16 protein-coding genes are annotated in these 16,664 nt (G+C 63.2%); all 16 read left to right on the top strand.

Annotation, left to right across the window (positions count from 1 at the left end; all coding sequences use genetic code 11):
- Window positions 1-18 precede the first annotated feature (18 nt).
- The 16 genes from ACIP8I_RS20225 to ACIP8I_RS20150 all read left to right on the top strand — a co-directional run bounded on the left by ACIP8I_RS20225 (window position 19) and on the right by ACIP8I_RS20150 (window position 16,464).
- The gene (locus tag ACIP8I_RS20225) at window positions 19-126 is read left to right on the top strand and encodes an ESPR-type extended signal peptide-containing protein (protein ID WP_227698836.1); all 108 of its coding nucleotides are present in this window, start codon (window positions 19-21) and stop codon (window positions 124-126) included.
- Window positions 81-755, top strand: a complete 675-nt coding sequence (locus tag ACIP8I_RS20220; RefSeq protein WP_400763348.1) for a sugar transferase — start codon at window positions 81-83, stop codon at window positions 753-755. The genes ACIP8I_RS20225 and ACIP8I_RS20220 overlap by 46 nt, the downstream gene beginning before the upstream one ends.
- Complete coding sequence (locus ACIP8I_RS20215) at window positions 755-1,402, top strand: CpsD/CapB family tyrosine-protein kinase (protein ID WP_007961335.1); 648 nt, start codon at window positions 755-757, stop codon at window positions 1,400-1,402. The genes ACIP8I_RS20220 and ACIP8I_RS20215 overlap by 1 nt, the downstream gene beginning before the upstream one ends.
- A 21-nt stretch (window positions 1,403-1,423) precedes the next feature.
- Entirely contained in the window at window positions 1,424-2,449 is a 1,026-nt protein-coding gene (locus ACIP8I_RS20210; protein WP_400763345.1) for a polysaccharide biosynthesis/export family protein, read from the top strand.
- A gap of 17 nt (window positions 2,450-2,466) precedes the next feature.
- Complete coding sequence (locus ACIP8I_RS20205; RefSeq protein ID WP_007961331.1) at window positions 2,467-4,059, top strand: Wzz/FepE/Etk N-terminal domain-containing protein; 1,593 nt, start codon at window positions 2,467-2,469, stop codon at window positions 4,057-4,059.
- A complete protein-coding gene (locus ACIP8I_RS20200) occupies window positions 4,056-5,147 on the top strand; it encodes a glycosyltransferase family 4 protein (RefSeq protein WP_400763342.1) in 1,092 nt (363 codons plus the stop codon). Before ACIP8I_RS20205 ends, ACIP8I_RS20200 begins: the two co-directional genes overlap by 4 nt.
- On the top strand, window positions 5,144-6,514 hold the full coding sequence (locus ACIP8I_RS20195; RefSeq protein ID WP_400763341.1) for an O-antigen ligase family protein: 1,371 nt from the start codon (window positions 5,144-5,146) through the stop codon (window positions 6,512-6,514). Before ACIP8I_RS20200 ends, ACIP8I_RS20195 begins: the two co-directional genes overlap by 4 nt.
- Complete coding sequence (locus tag ACIP8I_RS20190) at window positions 6,511-7,479, top strand: glycosyltransferase (protein WP_400763339.1); 969 nt, start codon at window positions 6,511-6,513, stop codon at window positions 7,477-7,479. The genes ACIP8I_RS20195 and ACIP8I_RS20190 overlap by 4 nt, the downstream gene beginning before the upstream one ends.
- Window positions 7,472-8,608 (top strand): glycosyltransferase family 2 protein, encoded by a 1,137-nt coding sequence (locus ACIP8I_RS20185; RefSeq protein WP_400763337.1) that lies wholly within the window; start codon window positions 7,472-7,474, stop codon window positions 8,606-8,608. Before ACIP8I_RS20190 ends, ACIP8I_RS20185 begins: the two co-directional genes overlap by 8 nt.
- A 13-nt stretch (window positions 8,609-8,621) precedes the next feature.
- Window positions 8,622-9,623, top strand: a complete 1,002-nt coding sequence (locus tag ACIP8I_RS20180) for a polysaccharide deacetylase family protein (RefSeq protein WP_007961316.1) — start codon at window positions 8,622-8,624, stop codon at window positions 9,621-9,623.
- On the top strand, window positions 9,620-10,924 hold the full coding sequence (locus ACIP8I_RS20175; RefSeq protein ID WP_400763335.1) for a lipopolysaccharide biosynthesis protein: 1,305 nt from the start codon (window positions 9,620-9,622) through the stop codon (window positions 10,922-10,924). The genes ACIP8I_RS20180 and ACIP8I_RS20175 overlap by 4 nt, the downstream gene beginning before the upstream one ends.
- On the top strand, window positions 10,921-12,840 hold the full coding sequence (locus ACIP8I_RS20170) for a hypothetical protein (RefSeq protein WP_400763332.1): 1,920 nt from the start codon (window positions 10,921-10,923) through the stop codon (window positions 12,838-12,840). The genes ACIP8I_RS20175 and ACIP8I_RS20170 overlap by 4 nt, the downstream gene beginning before the upstream one ends.
- A gap of 176 nt (window positions 12,841-13,016) precedes the next feature.
- Window positions 13,017-13,706, top strand: a complete 690-nt coding sequence (locus ACIP8I_RS20165) for a GNAT family N-acetyltransferase (RefSeq protein ID WP_400763330.1) — start codon at window positions 13,017-13,019, stop codon at window positions 13,704-13,706.
- Window positions 13,707-13,710: 4 nt separating this feature from the next.
- On the top strand, window positions 13,711-14,895 hold the full coding sequence (locus ACIP8I_RS20160) for a GNAT family N-acetyltransferase (RefSeq protein ID WP_400763327.1): 1,185 nt from the start codon (window positions 13,711-13,713) through the stop codon (window positions 14,893-14,895).
- On the top strand, window positions 14,867-15,658 hold the full coding sequence (locus tag ACIP8I_RS20155; protein WP_400763325.1) for a ChbG/HpnK family deacetylase: 792 nt from the start codon (window positions 14,867-14,869) through the stop codon (window positions 15,656-15,658). The genes ACIP8I_RS20160 and ACIP8I_RS20155 overlap by 29 nt, the downstream gene beginning before the upstream one ends.
- 113 nt (window positions 15,659-15,771) lie before the next feature.
- Window positions 15,772-16,464, top strand: a complete 693-nt coding sequence (locus ACIP8I_RS20150; protein ID WP_367085098.1) for an N-acetyltransferase — start codon at window positions 15,772-15,774, stop codon at window positions 16,462-16,464.
- Window positions 16,465-16,664 lie beyond the last annotated feature (200 nt).

Below are 16,664 nucleotides of genomic sequence, written 5' to 3'. Positions count from 1 at the left end.
AGGACCCCATGACTGGACATGAACAAGGTGTACCGATCAATCAGATGCGCCGCGACAAGCGCATGGATCCCGAGCACCGAATGCGCCTCGATAGCGCCATCCACCGGCAGGGCCGTGGCTGGCTGACCGGCCGCGACGGTGGCCGGCCATGGACGCTGTCGCGCACCAACCGGGTGCTGGCCTGCTTCGGTGCGTTGCTGATTCTGGTGGTGTTTTCGCCGCTGCTGCTGGGCCTGGCGCTGGCCATCAAATTCACCAGCCCGGGACCGGTGATGTTCGTGCAGAAACGCACCGGTTATCGCGGCCGCACCTTCGGCATGTACAAGTTCCGCACCATGGTCTGCAACGCCGAAGAATTGAAGGAATCGCTGCGCCACCTCAACAAGCACGGGGTCGACGCCATCGACTTCAAGATCGACAAGGATCCACGCATCACCGGCATCGGCGGTTTCCTGCGGCGTACCAGCCTCGATGAACTGCCCAACCTGTTCAACGTGGTCAGCGGGGACATGCGTCTGGTCGGCCCGCGGCCGACTTCGTTCAACGCCTACCGCTACAAGGACAACCACCTTGCGCGCCTGAGCATCTACCCCGGCATGACCGGCCTGTGGCAGATCTCCGGGCGCAGCAACATCGACTTCGACCAGCGCGTTGAGTTGGACCTCAGCTACATCGCCGAGCAGAGCCTCCTGCTTGATCTGAAGATCTTGTTGAAAACCCCCTTCACAGTATTCAGCGGCCACGGAGCAAGCTAATGGACGGTTCAACCAACAAAAGCCTGAGCATTGCCAACCCCAGCGAATCGAACCTGATTTCGACCGTACTGGATCTGGATCTGCGGATCCTGTTCCTGACCGCCGCCAACCCCGGCGCGGGCACCACCACCAGTGCCCTGGCGCTGGCCAGCCAACTGGCGCAGATGAGCAGCGGCCAGGTGTTGCTGGTCGATGCCAGCCAGTCGGCAGGCAACCTCACGCAGCAATTGAACCTGGGCAAGGAGCGCGGCCTGCGCGACCTGCTATTCAACCCGGACAACCCGCCGCTGTTGCAGGACTGCGTGGTGCAGGTCTCGAGCCTGCCTTTTCATGTGCTGCCCAATGGCCGGCCGATCCGCACCCTGGAACACCTGACCGCCGAGCGCCTGAGCCCGCTGCTCGACCGCTTGGGCACCCAGTACCGTTTCGTGGTGATCGACGGTGACGCGGTGTATTCCGCCGCCGACACGCTGGTGCTCGCCACTCAGGTCGATGGCGTGGTGTTCGTGGTGCGCGCCGAGGACACCCGCTGGGAAGTCGCCCAGGCCGCCGTGCAACGCCTGACCCAGGCCGGCGCGAAGGTGGTCGGCAGCGTGTTCAACCGGCGCAAGTACTACATGCCCAAGTGGCTCTACAAAAACCTGTAAGCAAACGCGAAGGATGACGCCATGAACGCCAAGATACTTGTTCTGCTGATGCTGCCGCTTGCAGGCTGCTCCAGCACTTCCGAAACCCAGAACATGCCGGTGAACATTCTCACCGCCACCCCGGCCAACGCCCAGGCCACCGACATGCCCAAGGTCGAACAGACCCTGCGTCCGCAAGACGTGCTGGATGTGATCTTCCACATCAGCACCAGCGGTTCGGACGCCTACCGCGTGCAGTCGGGTGACCAGATCGGCCTGAACTTCACCGCTGCCAGCCAGCTCAACGGCAACCAGTTGGTGTTGCCTGACGGCACGATCAACCTGCCGGGCGCCAACACCTCGGTGAAAATCGCCGGCCTGACCGCCGATGAGGCGCGCGATGAAATCCAGCGTGCCTATCAGCGCAAACAGCTGTTCCAGCCCAACCGCAATCAGCTGACCGTGCAGGTCATCAGCCCGCTGACCAATGAGCAGAACCTGAAAAGTGCGCTGAATCACCCCGCCACCGGCATGAGCCGCGAGATCACCGTGGGCAATGACGGTTATGCGAGTTTTCCGGAAATCGGTGCGGTGCCGCTGCAAGGCATGACCATCAATCAACTGGAAACCTTCCTCAACCAGAAGTACGCGCAATTGCCGGGGCGGATGAGCGTCGATGTGATGCTCAAGTCCACCGCCGGCAACGAGATCTACGTGCTCGGCGAAGTCGGCCAACCGGGTTCCTACCCGATCCGCCGTCCAGTGTCGGTGCTTGAAGCGCTGACCCTGGCGCGCGGCACCAACGTCAAGGCGCGGCTGGACTCGGTGGTGATCATGCGGCGCAACGGCAACCAGGTGCAGGCCGTGCACTACGACGTGGAAAAAGCCCTGTCGGGCGACGCGTCGCAGATCGCCTACCTGCAACCGGACGACATGCTGTTCGTGCCGAAAACCAAACTGGCGAGTGCCGGCGATCTGGCCAGGCAACTGGCCGACGTGGTGCTGTTCCAGGGCGTGGGCTTCAGCTTCGGCTACCGCGTCGACAACAAAGGCAGTAACAACAACTGACTCTCAGGTGACCGATCATGAATCCAAAGGAAAACTACCTGCATGAGTTCTTCAGGATCTTCTTCGCCAACAAGCAATTGGTGAAACGGGTCTTCCTGATCTTTGCAGTCATCGCGTTGCTGCTGCCGCTGGTGCTCAAACAGAGCTTCGATATCACCGCTCAGGTGATCGTGCAGTCGAAAAAACTCTCCCAGGGTGACGCCACCACGTCACTGACGGTCGATAACGCCACCTTCATTCCGCCGTCGCTGGCGGACATGGAAACCGAAAGCAACATCCTCCGGTCGCCGGCGCTGATCCGCCAGACCATCAGCGAGCTGCGCGACAAGGGCGAGTACAACCCGCCGGTGGGCGTGTTCGCCAAACTGGTGAGCGAACCGTTCCGGCGCTATGTCACGTCGCCGCTGCGGCAGTACCTGATCAACCCGCTGCGCAACATGCTCGGGCTGCAAACCGATCCGGTGCGTGACACCGTGCTCGACGGCCTCACGCAAGATGCGATCAACAGCCTGAAAATCGAGACCCTGCCCGGCTCCAACGTGATCTCGATCGTCTACAGCTTCCCCGATCCGCATCAGGGCACGACGTTCGTCGCCACCCTGCTGCAGAACTATCTGGGCAGCCGTCAGGCGCTGCAATCGATCGACCTGCCGCAATCCTTCTATGAAACCAAGAAGCACCTGTATCAGGTGCGTCTCGACGGGCTGGAAGGTAATCGACAAGCGCTGCTGGAAAGTGTTGCATCGTCCGATCCGAAGGAAGAAATCACCTTCCGCCTGAACGCGATCAATACCGAAGAGCAGGCCCTGAACCTGTACCAGGATCGTCTGCTACAGAGCCAGCGCTGGCTCGAATACCTGAAAACCGCGCTGACGGCCGCCAGCAGCAACAAGCTCAACGACTACACCTTCCCCTTCACCTTCACCACCACCGTCGATAACGTGGCGTTCGAGGATCGGGAAATCAAACAGCTGGGCGAACAACTGACCACCCAAGTCAGCCGCTACATGAATGACCTCGCGGTGTTCCAGCCCGGCAGCGAGCCGATGCTGCTGACCCGCGAGCAGATTGCCCGCACCCGCCAGCAGTTCCTCAAAGTGGTGAGCAACCGCATTCAGGAACGCACCAACGACCTGGCCGTGGTGCAACAGGTGATCGATCAGAAAACCGCGCGCATCGCCGAGTTCAAGAACCGCATCCACACCTTGCAGCAGACCCAGAGCAAGCTGCGGCAGATGGACACGGAAATCGACGCGCTGCACACGGCGTTCTCGACCTACGCCCAGCGCTTCGCCGAAAGCAGCACCGCCGGTTCGCTCAACGATGATCTGTCGAACGCCAAGGTGCTCAGCCCGCCGTTCGAGCCGACCGAACCGGCGTTCCCCAAACCGCTGCTGATCATTCCGTTCGGCTTGTTCACCGGTCTGCTGCTGGCGATTGCCCTGGTCTATGTGCGTGAGTTCTTCGATCACCGTTTCAAACACCCTGCGCAAATCACCCACGAACTGGGCCTGCCGGTGTTGCTGGTGATCAACGACGAGAACGTGCTGCCGAGCAATCCGCACAAGAACTGGACCGTGCCAAGCTTCGTGCACTGGGTGCGCAATTGAACACGCCCTCCACCCCGAATGCCGCGCTGCCGATCATTCACTTGCTCAGCAGCGGCGGCTTCTATGGGGCCGAGCGCATGCTGCTCGATCACTGCCTGGCGACACCGGGGCAGCACCAGGTGCTGTTTCTCGATGCGCCGCCGGCATTGATCGCGCGCTTTCGTGAGGCCGGGGTGGATTGCCGTGGCTGCTCCGGGCTCGGCGAGTTGTTGCGCCACCTGCGGGCCCGGCGCAGCGAACGGCCGCTGATCAACACGCACAATTTCAAAGGGCTGTTGTTCGGTTGGGTCGCGGCGACGCTGTTGCGTTTGCCGCTGGTCATTACCCAACACGGCTTCACCCCGCGCAGCCGCAAGCAGAAGTTCTACACCTGGTTGAGTCTGCAGTTGTGCCGCACGGCGTCGGTGGATCGGGTGGTGTGTGTGGCCGAGAGCATTGCCATGCTGCATCGTCAGGCCAGCGTGCAGGCGGACAAACTCCAGGTGATCCCCAACGGATTGCCCGCCGCCGACGCGCTGATCAGCACCACTGACAGCCAGCGCTGGCTCACCGGTTACGTCGGGCGCCTGAGCAGCGAGAAAGGCCCGGACCTGTTTCTTGATGCGCTGATTCCGCTGTGTCACCAGCATCCGCAACTGGACGCGGTGATGCTCGGCGACGGCCCGGAACGTGATGCGCTGCAGGCGCGGATCGACGCCGCAGGTTTGCAGCAACGAATTCGCCTGCCCGGTTACCAGACCGCCATGCAACCGTGGTGGCAGCGCCTGGATGCGCTGGTGATCAGCTCGCGCACCGAAGGCACGCCGATGATTCTGCTCGAAGCGATGCAGGCCGGCGTGCCGGTGGTGGCGTTCGCTGTCGGCGGCATTCCCGATGTGCTCGAGCACCGACATAACGGTCTGCTGGCGACACCCGCCGACAGCGCCGACCTCGCCCGTCAGCTCGACAACCTGCTGAGCGAGCCGAAGCTGGCCCGGCATTTGTGCGACAACGCAAAGCGTACGCAACAGGATCGCTACGACCTCAAGGCCCTGGCCGAACGCTGGTCGCAGCTGTACATCCGCACGGCACGGGAGGCACGCGCATGATTTTCCCGCTCTCGATCGTCACCCTGCTCGGCATGGTCTGCATCGGTCTGCTCGCCAGTCCTTATCCGTTTCTGGCGCCGGGCGCGGTCATTGGTCTGGTGGCTTTCACGGTGTTGTACCGCAAGCCGACCTGGGGCCTGCTGGGCATTGCCGCGCTGGTGCCGTTAGAAGGTTTCTTCAAGGACAGCGCGCTGTCCGGGAGCAAACTGATCGGCGCCTCGCTGGCGGTGATCCTGATGCTGCAACTGGCCATGCATCAGATTCCGTCCGAGCGTCTGCGCAGCAATATCTGGCGGTTTCTGCTGTGGTTTCTGGTGCTGTATTTCCTCAGTCTGCTCAACACCGATGACCTGGGCATGTCGCTGGGGCATCTGCGTGAACTAAGCGTCGGCCTGATCCTGTTTGTCATCACCCTGCTGATCGGCCGCGAACTGAACCTCGACCTGTTCGCCCGTCTGGTGACCCTGAGCGTCAGCGCCACCTGCGCCATGGCGATGTTCTCGACCAAATTCCAGGATCAGGGGCGTGCCGCCGGGCTGCTGGAAGACCCCAACGCCTTCGCCCTGCTGATCGCCTTCGCCATTCCGCTGGCGCTGCTGCTGGTGATTCGTGGGCCGAATCTGCTGCACCGCTTGTTCTGGGGCGCTTGCTGCCTGTTGCTGCTGGGCGGCATGACCAAGACAGAATCGCGCTCAGGGCTGGTGGTGGTGGCGTTGAGTCTGTTGATCGGCTGCTGGCACTACCGCACGCAACTGACCCGCATTCGTCCACGGCACCTGGGCTTTGCCATGCTCGGCGCAGCCATCGTGATTCCGCTGGCGATCTACGCGATGCCCGCCGGTTACCTCGCGCGCATCCAGTCCCTGAGCGTATTGAGCGCCGGGGCCAAGGGTCACGACGACGAATCCCTCGGCCGGCGCGCCTCGTACATCGTGGTCGGCGGGCAGATGATCCGCGAGAACCCGCTGCTCGGTTCCGGCCCCGGCACCTTCCCGCTGCACTACGCGACCACCGGCTACGCCAAGGCGTTTTCCGCCAATCGCAAGATCGGCGACCTGTACCGCCGCGCTCACAACACCTATCTGGAAATCTTCAGTGAACTGGGGATTCCCGCCGGCCTGCTGTTTGTCGGCATGCTCGGCCTCGGTCTGTACAACCTGATCCGCGCGCGCGCCGCGTGGATGCTGCGACGCGACTGGCAACAGGCGGACCTGATGACCCACCTCGGGGTGAGCTTCCTGTCGCTGACCCTGTTCCTGATGTTCCTCAGCGCACCGAACCAGAAATACGTTTGGATCATGCTCGCGCTAACCAGTGTGCTGCGCCTCAAGGCCGAGCAAGCGCCATCGACGGAGGCCCGGGCATGAACCGGATCAGTATCGTTATCCCGATGTACAACGAGGCCCGGCACATTGGCCGCACGCTGCTGGCCGCGCAAAAAGCCGCACATGCGGCCGATGTCGACTGCGAGTTGATCGTGGTCGACAACGGTTCGAACGACGACGGCCCGCACATCGCCCGCCAGTTCGGCGCGCAGGTGCTGGTGCTGCCAGGCCTGCTGATTGGTGCGCTGCGCAATCGCGGTGCGCTGCTGGCAAGCGGCGAGTGGATCGCGTTTATCGATGCCGACGTCGAAATGCCCGAAGACTGGCTCAAGCCATTGTTCGAACTGGAGGACAGCGCGCAAGCCGACGTGTTCGGCCTTGACCTGCACACACCCGCCGCCGCGCCGTGGTACGCCGCTGCCTGGCAACGGCGCACGCTGCGCCCGTCCAGCCAGAGCTCGCACCCGGTGGACTGGCTACCCAGCTCCAACCTGCTGATGCGCCGGCGCTGGTTCAAAAAGGTCGGCGGCTTCAACGAACACCTGCGCACCGGCGAGGACAAGGAGTTCACCCTGCGCCTGCACGAACAAGGCGCACGGCTGCTCTCGGTGAACAACAACGTGGCCCTGCACTGGGGCTACGAGATGAACTGGCGCGAGTGGATGGGCAAGGAAATGTGGCGTCAGGGCAGTCATCTGCAACTGCTGCGCACCCACGGTTTCAGCCTGCGGCTGTTGCGCTTTCCGCTGCTGTCGCTGATGGCCTGGCTGCTGGACCTGCTGGCGATATCCGCGCTGCTCAACGGTTTTCCGCATCACGCGGCAATCATGGTGTCGCTGACCCTGATTCCGGCGCTGGTGCTGAGCATTCGTCAGAGCTCACGCCATCACGACGTGGCCCTGACCCTGCAACTGTGGGGCCTGCACTGGCTGCGGCTGCACCTGGCCGGGGCCGCGTTCATTCTCAGTCTGTGTCATTGGAACGCCAGGAGGCCTGCCCGTGGCTGAATTCATTTTCTGGCTGTGCCTGCTGCTGCCGGTGTACGCCTATCTGGGTTACCCGCTGCTGCTGACCGTGCTGGCGCCGCTGTTCCCGGCCTGGCGCCACAGCCCGGCGCCGCCGCTGAACATCAGCATCGTGATCGCCGCGCACAACGAGGCGCGGCACATCGAGCACAAATTGCGCACGCTGCTGGCGCAGGATTATCAGCCGGCCACGCTGCAGATCATTCTCGCCAGCGACGGCTCCACTGATGACACCGTGGCCTGCGCGCACAAGGTGGTTGATTCGCGCATCACCGTGCTCGACCTGCCGCGCCAGGGCAAAGCCGCGACGCTGAATGCCGGCGTGGCGCTGGCGACTGGCGATATTCTGGTGTTCACCGATGCCGATAACCAATGGTCGCGGGAAACCCTCGGCTACCTGCTCGCCCCGCTGAGTGACCCGAATGTCGGCGCCTGCGCCGGGCACATGGTGATTCCGGTGACCGGCGGTGGCTTGAGCGTCGGCGACAGCCTGTACCGGCATTACGAAGGCTGGCTGCGTCGGGTGGAGAACCGCACCGGTTGCATGGTCTCGGCCGACGGCGCCCTGCTCGCCCTGCGCCGCGAGCTGTTCCAGAGCGTACCGGCGGAGGTCAACGACGACTTCTTTCTCAGCACCTGTGCACCGGTGGCCTTCAAGCGCATTGTGTACGTGCCCGAGGCGCAAGTGATCGACCACGGTGTCGACGAGGCGGACAAACAGTTCCGCCGCCGTCAACGCGTCACTGTCGGTGGCCTGCAAAGCCTCGCCCAGCGCAGTGAGCTGCTCAACCCGCTCAAACATGGCCTGTATTCGATCGCGCTGATCAGCCACAAACTGATCCGCCGCCTGGCGCCGATCCTCCTGCTGCCGTTGCTGCTGAGCAACTTCTGGCTGTGGAACGACCACGGTTTCTATCGACTGGCCCTGATCGCGCAACTGTTCGGCTACGCCGTCGCGATCGCCGGGCTGCTGGATTCACAACACCGGTTACCCAAACCGTTCCGCCTTGCGGCATTCCTGCTGGTGACGCTGGCAGGCATGAGCATCGGCCTGTGGCAGTTCCTGCGCGGCCACCGTTACGCCCAGTGGAACCCTGAACAAAACCGTTGAGAGGAGCGAAGCCATGGCGATCAAACAACTGATAAAACGCACCAGTGGCTGGCTTTACCTCAACTCGTCCGTGGGACGAAACCAGTTGCACGGTGCCGGAGTGATCCTGATGTTGCACCGGGTGCTGGCCAACGACCGCGCCGCCGACCTGCCGCACCGCAATGAGCTGTGTGTCGGGCCGAAAGCCTTCGAACACCTGCTGGTGTGGCTACGCCGGCACTTCGATTGCGTGCCGCTGATGGACATCCTGACGCCCACTTCCCTGCGCAGCGAACGCCCACGGGTGGCGCTGACCTTCGACGACGGCTGGCGCGACAACGCGGTCAATGCGTTCCCGCTGCTGCAAAAACACCAGGTGCCGGCGAGTATTTTTCTCTCCACCGATTTCATCGGCAGCCGTCAGCGCTTCTGGTGGGAAACCCTCGGCGAAACCCTGTGGGGCAGCCACGGCGAAAAGGCCCGCATGCACTTGATCGAATGCCTGCACGCGATTCATCACCCGGTGCCGGTGCTGGTCGACGACATCGACGTCGACCGGCGCAGCCTGTCGCTGCTGCATTACCTGCAAGGCCTGAAAACCCTTGAACCGGCGATGCTCGAACGCCTCACCGACGAATGTCCGCCCGAAGCGCAGCCCCAAGCGCTGGACTGGCATCAGGTGCGCGCGATGGAAGCTTCCGGGCTGGTGCGTTTCGGCCCGCACGGCGCCAGCCACGCGATCCTCACAGAACTGGACGATGTGCGCCTGAGCGAAGAGATCAGCCGCAGCCGTGATGCCTTGTACAACGGCTGCAACCGGCCGCTGCCGGTGTATTGCTACCCCAACGGCAACAACGACGAGCGCGTGCGCAAGCAGATTGCCGCGCACGATTACCCGTTCGCCCTGGGCACCGGCACCGGCATCTATCGCGGCGAAGGTGATCCGCTGAACCTGCCGCGCTTCGGCGTCAGCCAGCGTACCGCACGTAATCCGGAGCTGCTGTCGTGGCGCATCTTCCGTGGCAACCGCCCATGAGCCGTAGCCACTACCTCAGGCACTTGGCGCTGAGCATGGGCACCAAGCTGGCGATGATCGCCCTGCGCCTGCTGCGCAACGTGTTGCTGGCGCGGATCCTCGGGCCGAGTGAACGCGGGTTGTTTGCGCTGCTCAGCACCTTGCCCGACCTGATCAGCGCCGCCACCAGTGGCGGGTTGAACTCGGCCGTGGGTTATCAGGCTGCCAAGCAACGGCCGATGGGCCTGCTGCTGAGTCAGGTGCTGGTGTTCGGTTGCCTGCTCGCCGGTCTGCTGACCTTGCTGGTGGTGGCGCTGGTGCGTGAATTCGGCAGTGACCTGGATGTCACGGTGCAGCTCGGTCTGCTGGCCTGGCTGTTGCTGCTGGCGGTGCCGCTGACGGTGCTGAAAAGCGGCCTGCTGACCCTGCACAACGCCTCCGGCGGCGTGGTCGCGTTCAATGCCTTGCGCCTGACCGAATCACTGGCGCCGCTGCTGCTGTTTCTCGCGCTGTTCTGGATGTGGAAAAGCGCGGCGCTGGAAGCGGCGCTGATCAGCTGGCTGGCCGGGATCAGCCTGGTGGTGCTGGCCGGTTGGGTCTGGCTCAAACGGGCGCAACCGCTGCAGTTGCAGTGGGATCGCGCCAGCCAGAACGAACTGCTGCGCTACAGCGCGCGCAGCCATCCGGACCTGCTGTTCCAGCAAGTGATTCTGCGCTCGGACTACCTGTTCATCGGCGCCCTGCTCGGCAGCACCGCGCTGGGTCATTACGCGATGGCCAGCGCCGCCGCCGAGTTGCTGCTGATCGTGCCGGAAGCGGTGACCACGCCGCTGATGAAACGCCTGCTGCAACAGGACGAAGGCATGGACAAGGTCACCCCGCTGGCCCTGCGCCTGACCGCCACGGTGATGCTCGGCGCGTGCCTGAGCATGGCAGTGATCGGCAACTGGTTGATCGTCACCCTGTTCGGCATCGCCTACCAACCGGCGTATCCGGCGCTGCTCGCCTTGCTGCCGGGGCTGCTCGGCCTGTGCTACGCGAGCATCCTGCGGCTGGACCTGCTGGGAAAAAACCGCCCCGGCACGGTGTCGCTGCTGATGGGCCTCGGCGCCCTGCTCAATCTGGCGCTGAACCTGGTGTTGATTCCGGCCTACGGCATCGTCGGCGCAGCAGCGGCTTCGTCGATTGCCTATCTGGCCGTCACCGTGGCGATGCTGGTGTTGTACTGCCGTTTGAGCGGCGTGGCGTTCTGGCAAACCCTGATCATCCTGCCCAGCGACATCGCGCCGATGTGGCAGATGCTGCAACGGAAGGCCGCATGAAACGCCTGGTCCTGCTGCTCGGTCTCGGCCTGTCGCTGGACGCCTTTGCCGCGTCGATGCGCTGGGGCGAGATCCGCGACGGCAGCCTGTACCTGCAAACCGATCGCCCGGACAGCGTGACGGTGCGTTGGACCCCGGCGTGGCAGGCCGACGCCAACGAAGAGCATCTTTACCTGCTCGACGGCCAGGGTAAGTTGCAGGGCGAGCGCTTGATCAAGGCCAGCGAAACCCGTGGCACTCAGAGCTGGCCGTTACTGCCCGGCTCGGCCAGTTATCGTCTGGAAATTCCCGGCTACAGCTTCCGCAATTACCGGGTCGAACACGATGAGCACACGGTAGCGCTGTTCGAGCCGGCCAAGGTGCATTTCAGCGCGCAGACGCAGAACGGCGACGAGTTGTATTTCAAGGTGGCGCCGGGGGAACACGCGGTGCTCGCCGGCAAGTTCCATGGCGGAGTGAACGCTCTGCAAGCGCAACGGGTCGGCGACGATAAGCCGCTGACGCTAACGCTCAAACCCTATCGCGCCTATTGGCAGTTCGATCAACTGGCGTTGCCGGTCAGCGAGCGCGAACAGGTCTGGCGCCTGCGTCTGCAAGGCAGCGGCAAAGCGGCGTTCTGGCTCGACGGCACGGCCAATCGGTTTGCGCAAACTCCGCAGCAACTCAAACCTGTGCGCGAAGAGACCGGCCAGATCCACCTGACCCTGCACGACAAAATCCTCGGCCGCACGCCGGATCTGGGCATCGCCATGCCCTACGTGATGCCGCCCGCCGCCAGTCATGCGGTGCTGGATGCGCTGAAACCGACCGCCGCCAGCTACTACAGTTTTGTCGATGTCACGGCGAAAAATCCGCACTTCGAAGACGCGTTTCGTCTGGCTTATCAGGAGCGCTTCGGCATCCGTCAGGACATCACCCTGCTCGCCGGTAGCCAGCGTCAGGCTGACTTGCGCGCCGATGTGCAAAGCAATGGCGGCCTCGATGCATGGCTGGCCGGCACCCGCGCCCTCGGCGGCAAAGGCACGCACTACATCGGCTTTGCTGATGAGCCGAACCTCAACTATTCGAGCTTCGAACAATACCGGGCGATTTTCGCCAGCATGGCCAGACAGGTGCGCAGTGATCCGGCGAATGCCAGGGCCGGGGTGCGCATCGCCATGCCGGCCAGTTCACGGCTGGTCAACGGGCCGTTTGCCGACAACGCCGCAGACAAGCGCGGCATCGACTGGGCGCGACGTTTGCTCGGTGAATCCGCCGAGCAGATCGACGCACTGGCGTGGCACGAATGGATGATCCGCGACCTGCTCGCCACCCGGGTCTACCGCGACAGCGTGCGCCGCGCCGCCGAACTGGTTGGCCTCGATGGCCACGGCCAGCCGCGCAAAGCCTTGCTGCTGGATCAGACCAATATGTCCAGCGGCTCCAGCCTCAGCCCCTACGACCAGGAAACCCACTACGCCTCGCTGTGGTGGGCCTCGGTGGTGATCAACGCTTCGCAGGACGGCTTGCTGACGATGCTCAACTGGTTTCAGGCCGCCGACGAGCCGCAGTACCCCAAGGGCATGATCCGGGTTTTGGGCGCTGAGCGTTTCGAGCTGAAACCGGTGGGTCTGGCCCAGCAGTTCATCGCGCAGCACTGGCTGCATCAGGTGTTGTGGCTGGAGAACGATGCGTTTGAAGTCGACGTGCTGGCGATGGCCGACGACGACCAGCGTGGCCTGCTCGGGGTGAACAAAGGCACGCGGTTGCAGCGTGTCGACCTGAGCGGCGCCAGATGCCCGCTGAACAGCGGCGCGTTGCGTTACTTCGGCGCAGACAACCGCAGCCGCGACGCGCCGCTTGCCTGCCGCGACGGACGCGTCAGCTTCGAGTTGCCGGGGGAAACCCTGTTCGCGTTGAGCTGGAGCGCGTCATGAACCCCAATTTCAGACAATGCATGGCGAAAACAAAATTGTGGCGAGGGAGCTTGCTCCCGCCGGGCTGCGAAGCGGCCCCAATACTTGCAACCCCATTGGCGACTGCTGCGCAGCCGAGCGGGAGCAAGCTCCCTCGCCACAGTCGTTCGCCCTGCGATATCGCCGGAGTACAGAACATGGGTATCGTCAGCAAACTCAGCCAGCACATCAAACAAAAAGGCCTGCGCGCCACCCTCGCCAAGGCGTGGAAGCACTACGTGTTTTTCCATCAGGAATTGCTGTGGATGGAACGCGATCTGGTCAGTCCGGTACCACCGCACAGCCTCAAACCGTATCCGCCACTGCGGGTGGTGAAAATCACCGCCGACAACGCCAGCGCCTTCGCCCGCTACTTCGGCGATCGCGTCGGGACCATGGCCGAGCTGGCCAACGAAGGGCACACCGGGCACATGCACCTGGACGATCAGGGCGATGCTGTGGCGTTCATCTGGGGCAGCGCGCGGGACTATTTCGACCGGCATTACTACGGCTGCCTGTTCCCGGTGAAACCCGGCGAGTTCTTCGAATTCGGCGGCGAACTGACCCGTGCCTACTGGGGCAGCGAACTGTCGGTGGACCTGCAACTGGAACTGTGGAAAGCCATGGCCGCCCAGGGCTGCAACAAGGTGGTGGACGTCTGCGAATTCCACAACATCCCGGCGCTGAAACTACACCTGCGCATGGGATACACCGAGCAAGGCCGGATCATGAACGTCTACACCCTGTTCGGGCGCTGGCGCTTCTACCGCGAAACCCGCTACAGCGGTTCGCGCCTGGATGCGCTGCGCAAACCGTCCCGTCCACCTGTCACAGCCACGGCGGCCTGAGCCCATGACGGCGCGATTCGAATGGCGCACTTCACTGTGCGCGGCCGACTTCCCGGCAGCCGCCTATGAAGCGCTGCGCCTGCGGGTGACGGATCACACACCGTTCAACCACCTGGGCTGGTTGTGCGCGGCGGAACAGGCACTGGGCGCGGGTGAGCGCCTGCACATCCTGCTCGGTTGGGATGCGGACGAATTGCGCCTGTGCCTGCCACTGGTGGCGGGCCGCGAGCGTTTTGCCGGCGTGCCATTCCGCGTGCTGCATCACTTGGGCTATCCGTTGGCGGACCGGCTGGCGCTGCTGTCATTACTCAAGGGCGAAGACATGCGCGAAGCCTTGCGCCTGATCCGCCGACAACTGCCGCACGCCCTGCTGCAGCTCAACGAACTGTCCGAGCCGGCGGGTGAGGAAAGCGCCCTGACCGCATGGATGGCTCACAGCTCTGCTGGCGAACGCCGTCTCAGTTGCCGGGTGCCGGTGCATCTGATCAGCGACGCCGATCATCAGGAGGTCTCCGGCGACCCACGCTACAAGCTGCGGCGCGCACGCAAACGAATTGCCGCGTGTGGCGCCCAGGTGCGGCGCATCAGCCCCGACGCGCAGAGCATGGGTCCACTGTTGCAAGCGATCAGCGAAGTCGAAGCGGTGAGCTGGAAAGGCGACGAAGGCGTGGGGATCTTTGCCAGCGAGCGCAGTCGGCAATGGATCGAACGCGCCTTCACCGCCCTCGCCGGCCAGGGACTGGTGCGGGTGGTGACGCTGGAACTCAACGGGCGTTGTATCAGCTATCGCCTCGGCTTGCTGGAACAGGGCCGACTCTACGATTACAACCTTGCGTTCCTGCCGCAATACGCCGATCTGGGCAGCGGCCGGGTGCTGCTGGAGGAATGGATTCGCTGGGGACTGGACGAGCATTGGCGCTGGATCGATGCCTCGCGGGTGAGCCTGGAGAACTCCAGCCATCAGTTGCACGAACGCATGACCGGCCAACTCGAACACTGGCGCTGGAGTTTCTATTCCTGGCGCCCCAGCGGGATCCTGTTGGGGCTTGGCTTGCGGCTCTGGCAGCGAATCAAACCATCAGTGCAGCAATGGCGGGCGCGACGCGCGGCCAAACCTGCCCCTGTGTCCACACCTGTCGTCGTCACCACGGAGGGCGATCATGCCTCGCCAAGTCATAGTCAACGCTGACGATTTCGGTTTGAGCCCGAACGAAAACGCGACGATCTTCGCCGCGTTTCAGGCCGGGGTCATCAGCTCGGCCACGGCCATGGCCAACATGCCGGCCTTCGAAGCAGCCAGCGCGATGGCCCGGCATCCGTCGCTGCAAGGTCGGGTCGGGTTGCACTTCAACCTGACTTACGGGCGGCCGCTGAGCAGCTCGATCCTGCGCAGTCGCACCTTCTGCGATGGCCATGGCGTGTTCGATCTGAGCCTGCCACGGCACAGCTTTTTGCTCAGTCGCGAAGATCGTGACGCGGTGCGTGAAGAGTTGCAGGCGCAGTGGCAGCGCTGTGTCGAACATGGCGTGCGACCTAGCCATATCGACTCGCATCAGCACGTACACAACATCTGGCCGATCGGTGAAATCGTCGCGCGGTTTGCCGCTCAGCAAGGCGTGCCGATTCGTCTGGCGCGCAACCTGGGGCAGAACCTCAGCCTGCCGAAACGCGTGTTCAAAGGCTTGCTCAACTGGCGCTTGCAGCGTCTGGCCGGAGCCACGGCGGACTATGTGTGCACCCCGGTGGACCTGCGCAACGATCCCGCGCCGACCGACGGCGTGCTGGAAATCGTTGCCCACCCGAATGAGCTCGGGAGCGATTTCGGGGATGCCTATCTCAATCCCGGAGAGTCCCTGAGCCGCGTGCTAGAGCAGCGGCTGCCGGGCGTTCCACGGGTTTCCTATGCCGACCTGAACAAGGACTTTCTACGCGGTGCTGCGGCACTCGATTGATCTACATAACTTGCAATACTTTCGAAGATGGCGCTTCGAAACGGCGTTGCAGGTGTGATCTATACCCACAAAAGCAACATCCACCACACCGGGCTTCGGCCAGGGAGGGCAACATGAGTGTTATCGAAAAACTGCGCGAACGCATTCGTCAAAAGGGCCTCGGCCGACTCTTCGCCACCTTGTGGAAGCGCTACGTGTTCTTCCATTGGGAGCTGCTGTGGATGGAGCGCGATCTGGTCTCCCCGGTGCCACCGCACAAGCTGCGTCCGTACGAAGGTTTGCGCAAAGTCGATATCACCCAGCTCAACACTGGCGCCTTCGCCAAACACTTCGGCGACCGCGTCGAGACCATGGCCGAACTCGCCGCCGAAGGCCACACCGGGCACATGTATCTGGATGCCGACGGCCACGCGGTGGCATTCATCTGGGGCAGCATTCGCGACTACCACGACCGCCACTATTACGGCTGCTGGTTCCCGGTCAAACCCGGCGAGTTCTTCGAATTCGGCGGAGAAATGGCCCGGCCGTATTTCGGCACCAGCCTGTCGGTGGACGTGCAAGTCGCGCTGTGGGAAGCGATGGCCGCCCAAGGCTGCGACAAAGTCGTCGACGTCTGCGAAACCCACAACATCCCGGCGCTGAAGCTGCACATCCGCATGGGCTACCACGAACAGGGCCGCGTCACCCACGTCTACGGCCTGTTCGGCCACTGGCGCTTCTACCGCGAAACCCGCTACGACGGCTCACGCCTGGAACCCCTGCGCAAACCCGGGCGGCCAGTGGTGAGCGCGACGGCGCAGGCGTGATCAATCGTTAGAGGCATGGCGGCCATTTGGCCGCCATCGCGAGCAGGCTCACTCCCACAGTGGATTTGTGTACGACACCGATCAAGTGTAGGAGTGAGCCTGCTCGCGATGAGGCAGGTAGCTGTTCGCTATGTTTTGTGTGTAACACAGGACTTTGCCCACACCCGAAAAAGAATCGCCCTCCTGACCTAAAGGCTATG

Source organism: Pseudomonas sp. NPDC088414, from assembly GCF_044753325.1.
Classification (GTDB): Bacteria; Pseudomonadota; Gammaproteobacteria; order Pseudomonadales; family Pseudomonadaceae; genus Aquipseudomonas.
Note: the sequence above shows the minus strand (reverse complement) of the source record. Positions and strands in the feature narration are given on the sequence as shown.